Annotated in this window: 13 protein-coding genes; 5 read left to right on the top strand and 8 right to left on the bottom strand. The window is 63.1% G+C overall.

Translation table 11 applies throughout. The features are described 5' to 3' along the window. Positions 1-36 precede the first annotated feature (36 nt). Entirely contained in the window at positions 37-435 is a 399-nt protein-coding gene (locus VI26_RS21320; protein ID WP_048411784.1) for a VOC family protein, read from the bottom strand. Between the two features lie 81 nt (positions 436-516). Next, the gene (locus VI26_RS21315) at positions 517-1308 is read right to left on the bottom strand and encodes an inositol monophosphatase family protein (protein ID WP_048411783.1); all 792 of its coding nucleotides are present in this window, start codon (positions 1306-1308) and stop codon (positions 517-519) included. A gap of 202 nt (positions 1309-1510) precedes the next feature. Between VI26_RS21315 and VI26_RS21310 the strand changes: the two genes are divergently transcribed. Beyond that, a complete protein-coding gene (locus tag VI26_RS21310; protein ID WP_048411782.1) occupies positions 1511-2290 on the top strand; it encodes an RNA methyltransferase in 780 nt (259 codons plus the stop codon). Beyond that, positions 2280-3200: a DUF1853 family protein gene (locus tag VI26_RS21305; protein WP_048411781.1), complete on the top strand. Its 921-nt coding sequence runs from the start codon at positions 2280-2282 to the stop codon at positions 3198-3200. Before VI26_RS21310 ends, VI26_RS21305 begins: the two co-directional genes overlap by 11 nt. A 47-nt stretch (positions 3201-3247) precedes the next feature. Here VI26_RS21305 and fnr read toward each other — a convergent pair whose 3' ends face one another. Continuing rightward, entirely contained in the window at positions 3248-3994 is a 747-nt protein-coding gene (gene fnr, locus VI26_RS21300; RefSeq protein WP_043590811.1) for a fumarate/nitrate reduction transcriptional regulator Fnr, read from the bottom strand. A 109-nt stretch (positions 3995-4103) separates the two neighbouring features. On the opposite strand from fnr, the gene hemN reads away from it, so the two are divergent. Continuing rightward, complete coding sequence (gene hemN / locus VI26_RS21295) at positions 4104-5510, top strand: oxygen-independent coproporphyrinogen III oxidase (RefSeq protein WP_048411780.1); 1407 nt, start codon at positions 4104-4106, stop codon at positions 5508-5510. 67 nt (positions 5511-5577) lie between these two features. Here hemN and VI26_RS21290 read toward each other — a convergent pair whose 3' ends face one another. Continuing rightward, complete coding sequence (locus VI26_RS21290) at positions 5578-6993, bottom strand: sodium:alanine symporter family protein (protein ID WP_048411779.1); 1416 nt, start codon at positions 6991-6993, stop codon at positions 5578-5580. Between the two features lie 754 nt (positions 6994-7747). Between VI26_RS21290 and VI26_RS21285 the strand changes: the two genes are divergently transcribed. After that, on the top strand, positions 7748-9736 hold the full coding sequence (locus VI26_RS21285; RefSeq protein ID WP_048411778.1) for a methyl-accepting chemotaxis protein: 1989 nt from the start codon (positions 7748-7750) through the stop codon (positions 9734-9736). 201 nt (positions 9737-9937) lie between these two features. Here the strand turns inward: VI26_RS21285 and ugpQ are convergent, their stop codons facing one another. From ugpQ to VI26_RS21265, 4 genes are all read right to left on the bottom strand, one after another. Continuing rightward, entirely contained in the window at positions 9938-10690 is a 753-nt protein-coding gene (gene ugpQ / locus VI26_RS21280) for a glycerophosphodiester phosphodiesterase (RefSeq protein ID WP_048411777.1), read from the bottom strand. 144 nt (positions 10691-10834) lie between these two features. After that, complete coding sequence (locus VI26_RS21275; protein WP_048411776.1) at positions 10835-11848, bottom strand: cytochrome d ubiquinol oxidase subunit II; 1014 nt, start codon at positions 11846-11848, stop codon at positions 10835-10837. Beyond that, the gene (locus tag VI26_RS21270; protein ID WP_048411775.1) at positions 11845-13185 is read right to left on the bottom strand and encodes a cytochrome ubiquinol oxidase subunit I; all 1341 of its coding nucleotides are present in this window, start codon (positions 13183-13185) and stop codon (positions 11845-11847) included. Before VI26_RS21270 ends, VI26_RS21275 begins: the two co-directional genes overlap by 4 nt. A 2-nt stretch (positions 13186-13187) precedes the next feature. After that, positions 13188-13754, bottom strand: coding sequence for a GbsR/MarR family transcriptional regulator (locus VI26_RS21265; RefSeq protein ID WP_048411774.1), 567 nt, complete (start codon positions 13752-13754; stop codon positions 13188-13190). Positions 13755-14069: 315 nt separating this feature from the next. On the opposite strand from VI26_RS21265, the gene mutS reads away from it, so the two are divergent. Then, complete coding sequence (mutS, locus tag VI26_RS21260) at positions 14070-16616, top strand: DNA mismatch repair protein MutS (RefSeq protein ID WP_048411773.1); 2547 nt, start codon at positions 14070-14072, stop codon at positions 16614-16616. Positions 16617-16639: the final 23 nt, after the last annotated feature.

Raw genomic sequence — 16639 nt, 5'->3', positions numbered from 1 at the left:
CGCGGCTCTTTGTTATTCACGGGGCCCTGCCGGCGTTTAAACGCCGGACTTCAATTGCAGCAAGTCCCAGCGATTGCCGTACAAATCCTCGAACACCACCACGGTGCCATATGCTTCCTCGCGCGGCTGCTCACTAAAGCTCACGCCCGCCGCCGCCATGCGGCGGTAATCGCGCCAGAAATCGTCGGTATGCAGGAAGAAACCGACGCGGCCGCCGGTCTGCGTGCCCACCACCGCCTGCTGCCGCTCATTGCTCGCCTTGGCCAGCAGCAGCGCGCACTCGCTCGCCCCCGGCGGCGCCACGCGCACCCAGCGCTTGTCCTCGCCCTGCCGTTCGTCCTCCAGCAACACAAAACCCAACTTGTCCACATACCAGGCGATGGCTTCATCGTAATCCGTCACCACCAGGGCGATCGAACCCAAAAACTGTTTCATCTCACGCTCCAAACAAAAACGGCGTCCCCGAGGACGCCGTGACCCGCTTAGCCAAGCCCCAGTGGGCCAAGCCGACAGCGCTTACTTGCCGATATGCGGCGCCAGCGTGTGCAGCAGCTGCGCCAGCACTTTCGGGTTGGCGGCGACGATGTCGCCGGACTCCAGCCAGCCCTGCTCGCCGGACAAGTCGGTGACGATGCCGCCCGCTTCCTGCACGATCAGGCTGCCCGCGGCGATGTCCCAAGGCTTGAGGTTCAGTTCCCAGAAGCCTTCCACGCGGCCGCAAGCCACATTGCACAAGTCCAGCGAGGCCGCGCCTTCGCGGCGCACGCCGGCGGTCTTGGCCAGCACATCCTTGAGCATGCCCAGGTATTGGTCGATATAGCTTTGGTCGGACACCGGGAAACCGGTGGCGATCACGCATTCATTCATCATGAAGCGCTTGGACACGCGGATGCGGCGATCGTTGAGGAAGGCGCCGACGCCGCGCGAGGCGGTGAACAGATCGTTGCGGTTGGGATCGAAGACCACGGCTTGCTGCACCTGGCCCTTGTGCGCCAGCGCGATGGAAATCGCGTACTGCGGGTGGCCGTGCAAGAAGTTGGTAGTGCCGTCGATGGGATCGATGATCCACTCGTATTCCGACGAACCGATGCCTTTCGCGCCGGACTCTTCTGCTAGAATCGCGTGCTTGGGATAAGCTTCCAGAATGGAAGCGATGATGGACTCTTCCGCGGCGCGGTCCACTTCGGTCACGAAGTCATTGTGTTTCTTGCGCTCTACGCGCACCGCGTCGAGATTCAGCGACGCGCGCTGAATGACACTGCCAGCGCGGCGAGCGGCTTTCACCGCGACATTGAGCATCGGATGCATTGACGGCCTCTACACTTTCAACCATGACAGACGTCCGCCACATGACGCGACGTCTGCTAGTAACAATCTGGGTTAAGGAACAAGAAAAACCCGGCGCAATCGGGCAAGGCGACATGCCTGCCCATCCGGCAAGCGCTGGCCTTGCGCGCAAAACGGCGCGCGGGCTTTTCGATAAGCCGGCTATTTTAATGTGAAACTGCTGATGAATAAACCCCAAGTACCTGATTTTCTGAAAAACATTCGCGTGGTGTTGGCGCGGCCCAACCATCCGGGCAATATCGGCTCCGCCGCGCGGGCGATGAAGACCATGGGCCTGAGCCGGCTGTATCTGGTTGAACCCAAAGTGTTTCCCAGCGACGAAGCCAATACCCTGGCCTCCGGCGCGGTGGATCTGCTGGAGCAGGCCACCGTGGTGTCCAGCCTGGCCGAGGCCTTGCAAGACGTCACCATCGCCTGCGCGCTAACCAGCCGCCGCCGCGAACTGACCACCCCGCTGTCCACCCCGCGCCAGACCACTCCGGAACTGGTGGCGCGCGCCCGCGCCGGCGAACAGGTGGCCCTGGTGTTCGGCAACGAAACCTTCGGCCTGTCGATCGAAGAAGTCGAACAATGCAATCGCCTGGTCACCATCCCCGGCAACCCGGACTACTTCTCGCTGAACCTGGCGATGGCGGTGCAGGTGATGACTTACGAGCTGTTCAGCCACACTGGCGTGGATGTCGACTACCTGCGCGCGGACAGCGACGCGGCGGCGCTGGGCGAGGTGGAAGGCTTCTGCGGCCACCTGGAACAGACCATGGACAAGATAGGCTATTTCCGCCGCCGCAACAGCGAACGCATGATGCGCCGGATGCGCACCCTGTTCAACCGCGCCGGCCTGCTACGCGAGGAAATCGACATTCTGCGCGGCTTCCTCAAACAGGTTCAGCGCGCCGCCGACGGCGAAGTCCGCCACGATGCCCCCGCCAAGGATGGCGAATAAGCCGTCGTTCACCCTGCCCTACGCGCACCCGGCGGTGCGCGATCTGGCTTTTCTGCTGACCGCTCCGGCGCCGTGGAACAGCGGCGCCGACATCGCGCCGCAACGGCTGCTGGGCGCCGACGGCCCGGCGCTGCTGCAAGCGCTGGACGCCGATCCGGCCGAGTTGCACGGTTGGCTGGCGCGTCAACCCACCCGCCGCCTCGGCCATTACGCGGAAAGACTGCTATCGTTCTGGTTCCGGCTGGCGCCGCATATCCAGCTGCTCGCCAACAATCTGCCAGTACGCGCCCCGGACGGCCGCACCATCGGCGAATTCGACTTCCTGCTGCGTCTCGACGGCCAGCCGCTGCACCTGGAAACCGCCAGCAAGTTCTACCTGCAGCTGGGCCGCGGCGCGGACACCCTGACCGGCCCCAGCCTGCGCGACGCCTGGGCCTTGAAAGCCCGTAAATTGCAAACCCAGCTGCGCCTATCCCGTCACCCGGCGGCCCAAGCCATGCTGCCGGCGGGTTTTGCCGGCTGCGCGGTCGGCGCCCGGCTCAGCGGCTGGCTGTTCCACGCCCTGGACACCGCGCCGGAACCGCCGCCACAGGCCCAGCCGCTATACGGGCAATACTGGCCGCTGCGCGGCGAATGGCCGGCCTCCAGCACGGCCTCGCGCTGGGCCTGGCTGCCCAGACTGAGCTGGCTGGCGCCGGCGCGGCTTGGCTTCGAACAGACCCATACCGCGGCGGCATTGCGCGCGCAGCTGGAACAGGCGGCGGCGCCGCAATTGCTGGCGGAGCTGCAAGCCGGCGCCGATGCTTGCTGGCATGAAGTGGCGCGCGGCTTCGCCGTGCCGCCCGGCTGGCCGCAGGAAGCGCCCTTGTCGCGGCTATTGGAACAAATCGCCGGCAGCCCTAGCCCATGAAAAAAGGCAGGACCATGGCCTGCCTTTAGCAATGCGGCGCTGCGCGTTCAATGCCCGTTGGCGTGCGCGCAACCGGAGATCAGCGCTTTTAGCTCGTCCACCATCACCAGCTGGATATGCTTATGGTCTACCGTGATCCAGCCTTGCTGCTGGAACTTGGACAGCGTGCGGCTGACGGTTTCCAGTTTCAGGCCCAGGAAGCTGCCGATTTCCTCGCGGCTCATGCGCAGGATGAAATCGTTGGCGGCGAAGCCGCGGGTGGACAGACGCTGCGACAGATTGAGCAGGAAGGCGGCCAAGCGCTCCTCCGCCTTCATGTTGCCCAATAGCAACATTACATTCTGATCACGAACGATTTCGCGGCTCATCAGACGGTAGAAATGGTGCTGCAGCGTGGGAATTTCGCGTCCCAGGCTCTCCATGCGGCTGAACGGCAGTTCACACACCTCGCTGTCTTCCAGCGCAATGGCGTCGCAACCGTGCACATTGGCGGAAATGCCGTCCAGGCCCATCAATTCACCGGACATATGGAAGCCGGTGACCTGTTCACGGCCGTCCTGGCTGGCGACGCTGGTCTTGAAGAAGCCGGTGCGCACCGCGAACAGCGAACGGAAACCCTCGCCGCTGCGGAACAGGTACTCGCCGCGCTTCAAACGGCGGCTCTGGCGGATCACCGCGTCAAGCTGGGTCAACTCCTCGCGGTTGAGCCCAACCGGCAGACAGAGTTCCTTCAGGCTGCAGTTGGAGCAGGAGACCTTCAGGTTATGCAAAGAGATATGGTTCTGATCGGACATGGCATGTTTAGTGCAAGCTTGCGCTGAAGCTTGACCCTTATCAAAGCGAAATTCGCAGGATTTCCGCAAATTTACCAGTCCACCAGAGGTTTTGCTATCCAAATACGACATGAAGACCACCCACCCATTTTCTCCTGCCCATTTTGAATTCGACCGCGCGCTGATCGAGCGCCTCGACGGGACAGGTCCTAGATATACGTCATACCCGACTGCGGATCGCTTTACGCCGGGTTTCGCCGAAACAGACTACATCCACTGGCTACGGCAGCGCAGCATCGGCGCCAACCGTAAACCTTTATCATTGTACGCTCATATACCTTTTTGCAACACTATCTGCTACTACTGCGGTTGCAACAAGATCATCACCAAGGACAGCAGCAAGGCTGACTTGTACCTGGACTATCTGGAAAAAGAAGTCCGCATGGTCGCCTCCTGTCTGGGGCGCCGCGAGCAGGTGATACAGCTGCATTTCGGCGGCGGCACCCCCACCTTCTTGTCCGACGCGCAACTGGAACGACTGATGACCTTGCTCAAGACTCATTTCGAGTTCTTGAAGGAGGGGGAGTATTCCATAGAAATAGACCCGCGCAAAGTCAGCGCCGCGACAATCTTCAAGCTGGCCGAACTCGGCTTCAACCGCATCAGCGTCGGCATTCAGGACTTTGAGCCGGCGGTGCAGCAGGCGGTGAACCGGGTTCAGTCCGAAGAGGAAACGCTGGAAGTGATCCAGGCCGCGCGCGACGCCGGCTTCAAGTCGGTCAGCGTAGACCTGATCTACGGCCTGCCGCTGCAAACCCGCGAATCGGTGCGCCGCACGCTGGACAAGGTGATCGCCATCGGGCCGGACCGTCTGGCCTTGTACAACTACGCCCACCTGCCCACTGTATTCATGCCGCAGCGCCGCATCAACGAGGCCGACCTGCCCTCGGCGGAAACCAAGCTGGATATTCTGCAAGACTCGGTGCAGCGCCTGGCCGACGCCGGTTATGTCTTCATCGGCATGGACCACTTCGCCAAGCCGGACGACGAGCTGGCCACCGCGCTGCGCCAAGGCCGGCTGCAGCGCAATTTCCAGGGCTATTCCACCCACGCCGACTGCGACATGATAGGTCTTGGCGTGTCGTCAATCGGCAAGGTCGGCCCCTGCTACAGTCAGAGCGCCAAGGATCTGGACAGCTACTACGCGGCGCTGGACAGCGGCCACCTGCCGGTATTGCGCGGGCTGACGCTGGACAATGACGACATTCTGCGCCGCAGTATCATCCAGGGCCTGATGTGCCGCTTCTCGCTGTCGGTGGAGGCGCTGGAGGAAATCCACGGCATCAACTTCGCCGAGTACTTCGCGGAAGAACTGCCGCAGATCCGCGAGTTCCAGCAACTAGGCCTGCTGTCCTTCGACGGCGACTTCATCATGGTGGAACCCAGGGGGCGCTTCCTGATCCGCAATATCGCGATGATCTTCGACCGCCACCTGCGCGAGCGCCGCACTCAGGCGCGCTACTCCAAGACCATTTGAGCTTGCTCCACAGCAAAACAGCCCGCGTCGAAACGCGGGCTGTTTATCGTTGGAACCAGGTTCAGACTTACCAGATGTCTTTTTCCACCTTGGCCGCCAGTTCCGGGTAATCCGCCACCTTGAACACCGGAGTGGACTCGCCCTGCTTCAACTGGCGCTCGTAATCCTTCAGCACGATGAAGAAATAGCGCGACAGCAGCACAATGGCCACCAGATTGATCAAGGCCATCAAGCCCATGGCGAAGTCGGCCATATCCCATACCAACGGCAGACTGGCCACCGCGCCGAACATCACCATCGCCAGCACGATCAGGCGGAAAGCCAGCAATATCCGCTTGTTGCTGCGGATGAACTCGACATTGCCCTCGGCATAGGCGTAATTGCCGATGATGGTGGAAAACGCGAACAGGAACATCGCCACCGCCAAGAAGGACGCGCCTATCGGCCCGAACTGCGCCTCGATCGCCTTCTGCGTCAGCGCCACGCCGCTCAAGCCCTGGTCATGCACGCCGGACAAGAGAATGATGGCCGCGGTGGCGGTACAGATCACCATGGTGTCGATGAAGACGCCGAACATCTGGATCGCACCCTGGCTGGCCGGATGGCGCGAAGTCGCCGTCGCCGCCGCATTGGGCGCCGAGCCCATGCCGGCCTCGTTGGAGAACAGGCCGCGCTTGATGCCCAGCATCATCGCCTGGCTCACCGCGTAGCCGGCGAAACCGCCCGCCGCCTGCTCCAGGCCGAAGGCGCTCTTGACGATCAGTACGATCAGGCCCGGCAGCTCGGCGGCATGCACCGCCAACACATAGAAGGTCATCAGCAGGTAAATCGCCGCCATTACCGGCACCAGCCATTCCGCCACCCGCGCCACCGAACGGATGCCGCCAAATATGATGGGGGCGGTCATTACCACCAGCGCCACGCCCACCATATAGCGGTTCCAGCCCCAGGCGCCCTCGGTGGCCGCCACGATGGAGTTGGCCTGCACCGCGTTGAACACCAGGCCGAAGGCCAGAATCAGGCACAACGCGAAGACCACGCCCAGCCAGCGCTGGCCCAGGCCTTTTTGAATGTAATAGGCCGGGCCGCCGCGGAAGGTATCATCATGGTGATTGGTCTTGAACAGCTGCGCCAGGGTCGACTCGGCAAAAGCGCTGGCCATGCCCAGCATCGCGGTCAGCCACATCCAGAACACCGCGCCGGGACCGCCGGCGGCAATGGCGATGGCCACGCCGGCGATATTGCCGGTGCCCACCCGGCTGGCGAGGCCGGTGGCAAAGGCCTGGAACGGCGAGATGTCGTCCTTGCTGCGGTGGCCGCCACGGCCACCCATCATTTCGCGCCAGCCGCGCGCGAACAGCCGCAGCTGCAACAGGCCGGAGCGCAGCGAGAAATACACACCGACGGCCAGCAGCAGGCCGATCAGTACCTTGCCCCAAATCACATCATTGGCGGCATTGATAAAAGAATGAAGCAACTCCATGATTCCTCTTAAAGCTCTGAGCGTGACAATCTGGAAATGGGCGACGCGCGCCGGAAGGATTTCAGACTGGAAGGTTGGTTTCTGCCCCGGTCTTGATGCCGGGATGAGGGCTTATCACGGGTTCACGATCTGCTGCGCGTCGTGAGACGTCACACGATGAATGCGGCTCTGAAATGCTCATGCGCCAAGCACACTCCGCTTCCTCAGCCATTTTCGCCTTGTCTCGCTCTTGCCCGCGAGATCGTGAATCGGCTCTAAAACCCTGAATCGAGCCGCCGCGGCGATCGCCACGCGGGCCGATATGGGCGGCTCAAACGCACCAGAACAGACTGAGCGATGACGCTATTTTGTCAGACTGTTTCCATGCGAAACCCGGCGAATTTAGCAAAATAGAGTGTTTGCTGGCAATGGAATTCACACGCGGTCGCTCTGCCTCCACCACCGCGCAAGCAACACCATAAGCATATTTATTCAGCTGTTATTCCTGACAGCATCCGACGCGGCAAAAAACCAATAGCATTTTAAATGACCAAGGCATTTTTTTGGCAAACCATGCCAATAACGCCCAGCAGGCGTCGCACTGCACTGCGCTTCTGGCTGATATAGCCCTTAGTCATTGCCAAGCTTGCCGTCCATCGCTCAGCTCTCTTGCCCGAAAATTGCCTATTCTGGTACAGACACGGCCAAGAACCCTATTGCGGGCGCCGCCGCCATCGCCGGGAGCGAGATGATGACAACACCCATGGTAAGGTTGATGCAAGGTCTGAGCTACCCCAGCCGTTTCGCGCTGATCGGCGCGGTATTCGCGGCGGCCCTGCTCTATATGGTGTACGGCCTGTACCGCACCAATCAGGACAATATCGACTTCTCGCAAAAAGAAAGAGTGGGCGTCGCCTACATCCAGCCGCTGAACCGGGTGCTGGGCGCGCTGGAACTGGCGCAGGACCTGGCGGTGCGCGCCGCGCAGGGCAACGCCGCCGCCAAGGCCGCACAGCCGGAGGCCGTGGCCCGACTCGACCAGGCGTGGACGCAGTTGCAAAACGCCCATGCCCAATCCGGCGGCGCCCTGCAGAGCGAAGACGCCTGGAAAACCGCCAGCGCGGCGCGCGCGGCGCTCGCACAACTGGGCAGCGCCCCACCCGACAAAATCATCGCCGGTTTCGACAATGCCGCCGACAAACTCAACGCCCTGCTGGGCGTCGCCAGCGACAACTCCAACCTGACGCTGGACCCGGACATCGACAGCTACTATCTGATGGACGCGGCCACCACCAAGCTGCCGACGCTGGCCAATACCATAGGCGAGGCGCTGGCCTGGGCCGCCAAGCCCGAAACCGGACAAGCGCTGACGCCGGCCGAGCGCGACCGTCTGGTCGAATTGCGCCCTCTGATCAGCAGCGCGCTGGACGGTCTGAACAGCGACCTGGCCAAGGCCCAGGCCTACAACCCCGCGGTCAAGAGCGCGCTGGACGCCGACAATCAGCAATTGGCTGCCTTCCACCAGCTGCAAGTGGCAGCTATAGACGGCGCGGTGGCGGGGAAGACCGGCGCAACGCTGGGCGTGGCCGGCCTGGCGGCGCGCAGCGCCAGTGTCATCACCCATTTCAGCGATAGCGCGCTGCAGAACCTGGATGGCTTGCTGCAGGCCCGCATCGGACGGATGCAAGGCCAGCGCAATCTGTATATCGGCATCGGCCTCGCCACCATGTTGCTGGCCAGCTTCCTGTTCCATCAGCTCTATCTATCCATCACGCTGCAACTGGGCGGCGAGCCCTTCTATGTGCAAAGCGTGGTCGAGCAACTGGCCGCCGGCCAGCTGGGCATCCAGATCCAGCTGCGCGCGCAGGACAACAGCAGCCTGCTCGCCGCCATCGGCCTGATGCGCAATCAGCTGCGTGAAACCGTCGTCCAGCTATTGGACACCTCGCGCGAAGTCAACGCCGCGGCCGACCAGATGGCGCAAAGCGCGCAGAACATCAGCCATAGCAGCACTCAGCAGACCCAGTCGGCGGCCAGCATGGCGGCGGCGATCGAGCAACTGAGCACCAGCCTGATGGTCAGCGCGGAACAGTCGGAACAGGCCAACCAGCTGTCCCGCACCGCGGTTAGTCAGTCCAGCGAGGGCAACGCCATCATCAGCGAGGCCGGAGCCAGCATGGACAGCATCGTTCGCGACGTGAGCTCGGCCTCGGAAACCATAGGCGCGCTGGGCAAACAGTCGGAATCCATCGCCAGCATCGTCGACGTGATCCGCGATGTCGCCGATCAAACCAATCTATTGGCCTTGAACGCCGCCATCGAGGCGGCGCGCGCCGGCGAACAAGGCCGTGGCTTCGCCGTGGTTGCCGACGAAGTGCGCAAGCTGGCCGAGCGCACCGCGCAGTCCACCACCGAGATCAGCGGCATCGTGTCCGAGATTCAGCGCACCTCGCAGCAGGCCATCGCCAATATGCAGACCGGGATGAGCGCCATCATGCAAGGCCAGGACAATACCCGCAGCGCCGGCGCCAGCATCGCCACCATCCGCCAGTGCGTGGACCAGGTGCTGGACAGCATCCATCAGATCAGCCAGGCGCTGCGGGAACAGAGCAGCACCAGCCAATCGCTGGCGCAGAACGTGGAAGACGTGGCGCGGATGTCGGAAACCAATGCCAGCGCCGTCGAAGCCAGCGCCCAGACCGCGAGCGAGTTGCAAGCGGTGTCCCAGCGCCTGGGGCAGCTAGCCGGCCGCTTCAGCGTCTAAGAACCTGTTCAAAGTCTCGCGAGCAAGAGCGAGACAAGGCGAAAACGGCTGAGAAAACGGAATGTACGGTTGGTACATAAGCATTTCGAAGCCGGTTTCAACGCCCATTTCTATCCATCCCGCCGCAGCGCAGCAGACTTTGAACAGGTTCTAAGAACTTGTTTACGATCTCCCGAGCACCAGTGAGCTCGTCACCCCCTGCTACCCCGCCGCCAGCAGATCCAGCCGGTCGGTGCAGACACTATCCACGCCCCAGGCCAGCAGCCGCTCGGCGTCGGCGGGCCGGTTCACCGTGTAGCACAGCAATTGAAAGCCGGCTTGCTTGATCGCGGCGGCCAACTCCGCGCTCAGGCCCAGATAATCGCAATGCAGCGCGATGCAGCCCAGTTCGCGCAAGCCTGTCTCCCAGTCCGCCGGCACCTGCTCCACCAGCCAGGCGCGCGGCACATGCGGCGCGGCTTCGCGCGCTGCGCGCAGCGCTTCCGCGGAAAAAGACGACAGCAAGGGCGGAACCGGAGCCGCGGCCCATAGCCGCGCGGCCTCCGCCGCCACTGTCGCGCCGGTGTCTATTTCCCGTCCCGGGCAGGGCTTGATCTCGATATTCAAGGCGATGCTCTGGGCCAGGCAGTAGGCGGCGACATTGTCCAGCGTCGGCATCGGCTCGCCGGCAAACGCCGCGCCCTTCCAGCCGCCGGCGTCCAGCCGCGCCAACTGCGCCATGCTCATCGCCGCCGCCGCGCCGTGTCCGTTGCTGGTGCGCTCCACCGTGTCGTCGTGCAACAGAAAGCAGACATCGTCGGCGGACAGTTTTACATCGCATTCGGCGCCGCGGTAGCCATAGCGCCGGCCTTCGCGGAAACCGGCCAAGGTGTTTTCCGGCGCCAGGACGCCGCCGCCGCGATGGGCGATGAAGCGCGGATAAGGCCAGGCCGGAGTGGTACCGGAATCAGACATAAGGGCTTCCTTGAGCTTGCCGCGTGGACAAAATGGGCTATTGTCGCCGCGACGGATTGCAGGCGGATGACGGGCTCCCAGTATGGCAACAGCCGCCTTTGCAATGCAAAGGCGGCTGTTGTGAGCGCATGACGCGGCCTGGATTTACTGATAAGTCAGCGCATTGGCCTTGCCGTGGAACACCCGGTAAACGAAGGCGGTGTACAGCAGGATCACCGGCAACACCACCGCCGCGCCCCAGAAGATCACCCACAGCGCCGCGGTGTCGCTGGCCGCGTGCCAGATGTCCAGCCGGCCTATCACCACTTCCGGGAACACGCTATAGGTCAGCCCCCAGAACGACAGCAGCACGACGCCAACGGTGCAGGCAAACGGAGCCCAGCACCAGTTATCGTTGCCGGCGGCCTGGCGCACCGCCAAGCGCGGCAGGATCACCCACAAGGTGGCGAACAGCACGATGCAGCCCAGCGGCAGCGGCAACAGCAGCAGGAATTCCGGCAAGGCGAACCATTTGGCGGCGATATGGCTGCTGGCCAGCGGCGTGGCCACCGACACCAACAGCACCGACAGCCCGGCGCCGGCCAGGCTGCGCCGCGCCCAGGCCACCGCCTTGGCCTGCAAGGCGCCGCTGGTCTTCATGATCAGCCAGCCGGCGCCCAGCAGCGTGTAGGCCGCCGCCAGGCCGATCCCGGCCAGCAGCGCGAAGCCCCAGGCCAGCCAGCCGTCGGCGAAACCGGTCAGATAGCGGCCCAGCATCACGCCCTGGGTCAGTGCCGCCAGCAGCGAGCCACAGGCGAAGGCGACATTCCACCACGGCTTGTGCGGCTCGCGCGCCTTGACGCGGAAGTCGAAGGCCACGCCGCGCACGATCAGGCCGGCCAGCATCAGCGCCACCGGCAGATACAGCTCGCCGAGGATGATGCCGTGCGCCAGCGGGAAGCCCACCAGCAACAGGCCCACGCCCAGCACCAGCCAGGTTTCGTTGGCGTCCCAGAACGGACCGATGGACGCGATCATCATGTCCTTCTCGTCATTGCTGGCGAAGGGCAGCAGCAGCCCGACGCCGAGGTCGTAACCGTCCAGCACCACATAGATGAGCATGGACAAGGCCATCAGGCCGGCGAATACCACCGGCAACCAATACGCGGCGCCACTCATGCCAGTTTCTCCTCGAGATGCGCAGTGTCAGCGCCGGACTGGCCGGCGGCCTTGCCGGCCATGTAGAACAATACCGAGACATAAGCGCTCAGCAGTACCAGATACAGGCTCAGATACATCGCCAGCGTCGACGCCACCATGCCGCCGGTCGCCGGACCCGCCGCCTGCGCCGTGGTCAGCACCCCTTCCACCAGCCAGGGCTGGCGGCCGATCTCGGTCACATACCAGCCGGCCAGCGTCGCTACCCAGCCGGCGAAAGTCATGCCCACCAGCGCGCGCAGCATCAGCGGAGCCAATTGACCGCGGCGGCGCAGTTGCCAACAGGCCAGCCAGGACACCAGCAGCATCAGCGCGCCGACGCCCGCCATCACCCGGAAACTCCAGAACACCTTGCCCACCGGCGGATGCTGGGCGAACTCGTTGAGACCGCGGATCTCGCCGTTGGGATCATGGGTGATGATCAGGCTGGCCAGCTTGGGAATGCCCACCGCCATATCGTTCTGGCGGGTTTCCGCGTTGGGCAGCGCGAACAGCAGCAGCGGCGCGCCCTTCTCGGTGTGCCAGATGCCCTCGATCGCCGCCAGCTTGGCCGGCTGATGCTTGAAGGTGTTCAGGCCATGCATGTCGCCCACGAAGATCTGCAGCGGAATCAGCAGCGCCGCGGTGATCACCCCGGTTTTCAACGCCAGCTTGGCGCCATCGCTGCGGTCGCCCTTCAGCCGGCGATAGGCCGACAGACCGGCGACCAGGAAGGACGCGGTCAGGCCGGAAGCGATCAGCATATGGCTGAGCCGGTATGGCAGCGAGGGGTTGAAGATCACCTCCAGCCAGCTGGTCACCACCGCCTTGCCGTTCACCATCTCGAAGCCGGTCGGGGTCTGCATCCACGAGTTCAGCGCCAGGATCCAGAACGCCGACACCGTGTTGCCGAAGGCGACCAGGAAGGTGGCCCAGGTATGCACCCGTTCCGACACCCTGGAACGGCCGAACAGCATCACGCCGAGGAAGGTGGCCTCCAGGAAGAAGGCGGTCAGGATCTCATACGCCAAGAGCGGGCCGGCGATATTGCCCACCGTCTGCATATAGCCGGGCCAGTTGGTGCCGAACTGGAAGCTCATGGTCACGCCGCTGACCACGCCCAAGGCAAAGGACAGCGCGAAAATCTTCACCCAGAAACCATAGGCGTCCATCCAGCCCTGTTGGCCGGTTTTCAGATAGCGCAGCTTGAAGAACAGCAGCACCCAGCCCATCGCGATATTGATGGTGGGGAACAGAATGTGAAAGGAAATATTGGCGCCGAACTGCATGCGCGCCAATACCAGCGGGTCAAAGTCCATGGCTACTCCCTGTCGCCGTCGCGACTGGTCAGTTTCGAAAGCGAGTGGGTGAATTGCAGGATTTTCTGCACCTGCGACCCCATTTTCATCAGGCGCTGCAAAGTCTCCACGTCCATGTGCTGGATATCGGAGAACCAGGTGGTGACCAACTCGATCAGCTGGTACATCTCCTTCATCCGCGCCTGGGCATGGCGCTCGGCCTCGCTGGCCGGCGCTTCCATGATGGCGCCGCGCAACATGGTCAGCGTCGGCTCCACCTCGCGTTTCTTGCGCTCCTCGGCCAAGGTCTTGAAGATGGCCCACACATCATCGGGCGTGGAGAAATATTCGCGGCGATCGCCAGGGAAGTGCTGCAGCCGGACCAGGCGCCAGGACTCCAGCTCCTTCAGCCCCATGCTGACATTGGAGCGTGAAAAGCTCAGGCTCTCGGCGATTTCATCCGCGTTCAGCGGCTTCTCCGATACATATAGCAGCGCATAGATCTGGCCGACAGTGCGATTGATGCCCCAGCGGCTGCCCATTTCACCGAAATGCAGCACGAAGGACTGAACGAGAGGCGGTATATTCATGACATTCTCAATTTTCAGGAATTTCTGAAACTTTGATATAAATCATAAATTCGCAATGAAACCAAGTCAATCACAACCATCGTTGAGCTGGGCGCTTGACAAGATGGCACTCCATGCAAACCGCATCACCACTAGCTCGGCCAGCGCGGCTGACGCCGCTGGCGGCCTGCGTTAAAATAGCGCCGACTCTCCAAAACCCCGCCTCGCGCGGGGCCAAACATTAATCAGGGATGCCCTGGCGCCCACGCTGCCTTGATGCGCGGGCAGCTGCCACGGCATCCTGTTGTCTATTGAAAACATAAGAGCCCTTAGCCGATGAGCACGCCACAGCACACCCCGATGATGCAGCAATACCTGGCCATCAAACGCGAACACGCCGACAAGCTTGTGTTCTACCGCATGGGGGACTTCTACGAACTGTTCTATGAGGACGCGGAGAAGGCGGCGCGCTTGCTCGACATCACCCTGACCACCCGCGGCGCCAGCGGCGGCAACCCGATCAAGATGGCCGGCGTGCCCTATCATGCCGCCGAAGGCTATCTGGCGCGCCTGGTCAAGATGGGCGAATCCGTCGCCATCGCCGAACAGATAGGCGATCCGGCGCTGTCCAAGGGCCCGGTGGAACGCAAGGTGGTGCGCATCGTCACCCCCGGCACCCTGACCGATGCCGCGCTGCTGGACGACAAGCGCGACAATCTGGTGATGGCGGTGAACATGGTCAAGGGCGTGCTGGGCTTGGCCTGGCTGTCGCTCGCCAGCGGCGAATTCAAAGTATTGCAGACCCGGGTGGACGACCTGCACAGCGAGCTGGAACGCTTGAAGCCGGCCGAGTTGGTGATCCCGGACGACACCGGCCTCAATGTATTCGAGACCGTGGCCACGCCCAAGAAAAAACTGCCGCCGTGGCAGTTCGATATCGAATCGGCGCAGATGACGCTGACCCGGCACTTCGGCACCCGCGACCTGGCCGGCTTCGGCGCCGACACCCTGCCGGTGGCGGTGGGCGCCGCCGGCGCGCTGCTGGAATACGTCAAGACCACCCAGAGCGTGAACCCGGCCCACATCGCCAATCTGGCGGTGGAAGACGCCGGCGAGCTGATCCGCATGGACGGCGCCACCCGCCGCAACCTGGAACTGACCGAAACCATACGCGGCGAACCGTCGCCGACCCTGGCCTCGCTGCTGGACGGCTGCGCCACCAGCATGGGCAGCCGCCTGCTGCGCCATTGGCTGCATCACCCCATCCGCAGCCACGGCAAGCTGGCGCGCCGGCTGGAAGCGGTGCGCGCCCTGCTGCCGGCCTATGACGACGCCCACGCCCAACTGAGCGAAGTGGCGGACATCGAACGCATCACCGCCCGCATCGCGCTGCGCAGCGCCCGCCCGCGCGACCTGGCCGCGCTGCGCGATTCGCTGAAGGCGCTGACCGGCGTCAAGCGGCTGGCCGCCAGCCTGGACGCCGAACTGCTGGGCGAACTGGCGCGCCTGCTGCCGGACGATTCCCCGGTGGAAACCATGCTCAGTCAGGCCATCCTGCCCGAGCCCTCCACCTTCCTGCGCGACGGCGGCGTGATCAACCACGGCCTCAACGCCACGCTGGACGAATTGCGCGCGATCCAGACCGACTGCGGCGCCTTCCTGCTGGCGCTGGAAGCGCGCGAAAAGGAACGCACCGGCATCCCGACGCTGAAAGTGGAATTCAACCGCGTGCACGGCTTCTACATCGAAGTCACCAAGGCCCAAGGCGACAAGGTGCCGGACGACTACCGTCGCCGCCAGACCTTGAAAAACGCAGAGCGCTACATCACGCCGGAACTGAAGGAATTCGAGGACAAGGCGCTGTCGGCGCAGGATCGCGCGCTGGCGCTGGAAAAACAGCTATACGAAGACCTGCTGGATCAGCTGGCGCCGCACATCCCGGACCTGAAGCTGATCGCCCAGGCGGTGGCCGGGCTGGACGTGCTGTCCTCCTTCGCCGAGCGCGCCAGCGTCAACAACTACGTGGAGCCGGAGTTCGTCGCCGACACCCGGCTGGAAATCATCGAAGGCCGCCACCCGGTGGTGGAGGCCGAGGTGGAGCGCTTCATCGCCAACGACACCAAATTGTCCGACGCGCGCAAGCTGCTGCTGATCACCGGCCCGAACATGGGCGGTAAATCCACCTATATGCGCCAGAACGCCTTGATCACGCTGATGGCCCACATCGGCAGCTTCGTGCCGGCTCAGCGCGCGGTGATCGGCCAGATCGACCGCATCTTCACCCGCATCGGCGCTTCCGACGACCTGGCCGGCGGCCGTTCCACCTTCATGGTGGAAATGACCGAAACCGCCAACATCCTCAACAACGCCACCGAGCAATCGCTGGTGCTGATGGACGAAGTGGGCCGCGGCACCTCCACCTTCGACGGCCTGGCGCTGGCCTGGGCCATCGCCAAGGCGCTGATAGAAAAAAGCCGCGCCTACACGCTGTTCGCCACTCATTACTTCGAGTTGACCAGCCTGGCAGGCGATTACCCCAGCGTCGCCAACGTCCACCTCAGCGCGGTGGAGCACAAGGATCGCATCGTGTTCCTGCATCATGTGGAAGAAGGCCCGGCCAGCCAGAGCTACGGTCTGGCGGTGGCGCAACTGGCCGGCGTGCCCGGCAAAGTGATCCGTGAAGCGCGCCGCTATTTGACCGAATTGGAGAACCACTCCGCCAGCCGCGTGCAGCCAGATCTATTTGTCAGTTTACCTGCTACGGCATCTGTGGAACCAGAACCGAATCCGGCGGTCGAACGCCTTCTGGAGGTCGATCTAGACGATCTCTCGCCACGGGAAGCTCAGGCTTTACTCTATGAATTAAAGAAACTGGCCAATTGACCAGGCCAGACCCGGGGACGTTT

It is taken from the genome of Chromobacterium sp. LK1 (genome assembly GCF_001043555.1).
GTDB classification, from domain to species: Bacteria; Pseudomonadota; Gammaproteobacteria; order Burkholderiales; family Chromobacteriaceae; genus Chromobacterium; species Chromobacterium aquaticum.
The sequence above is the reverse complement of the archived record's forward strand: the minus strand, read 5'-3'. Positions and strand labels throughout refer to the sequence as shown.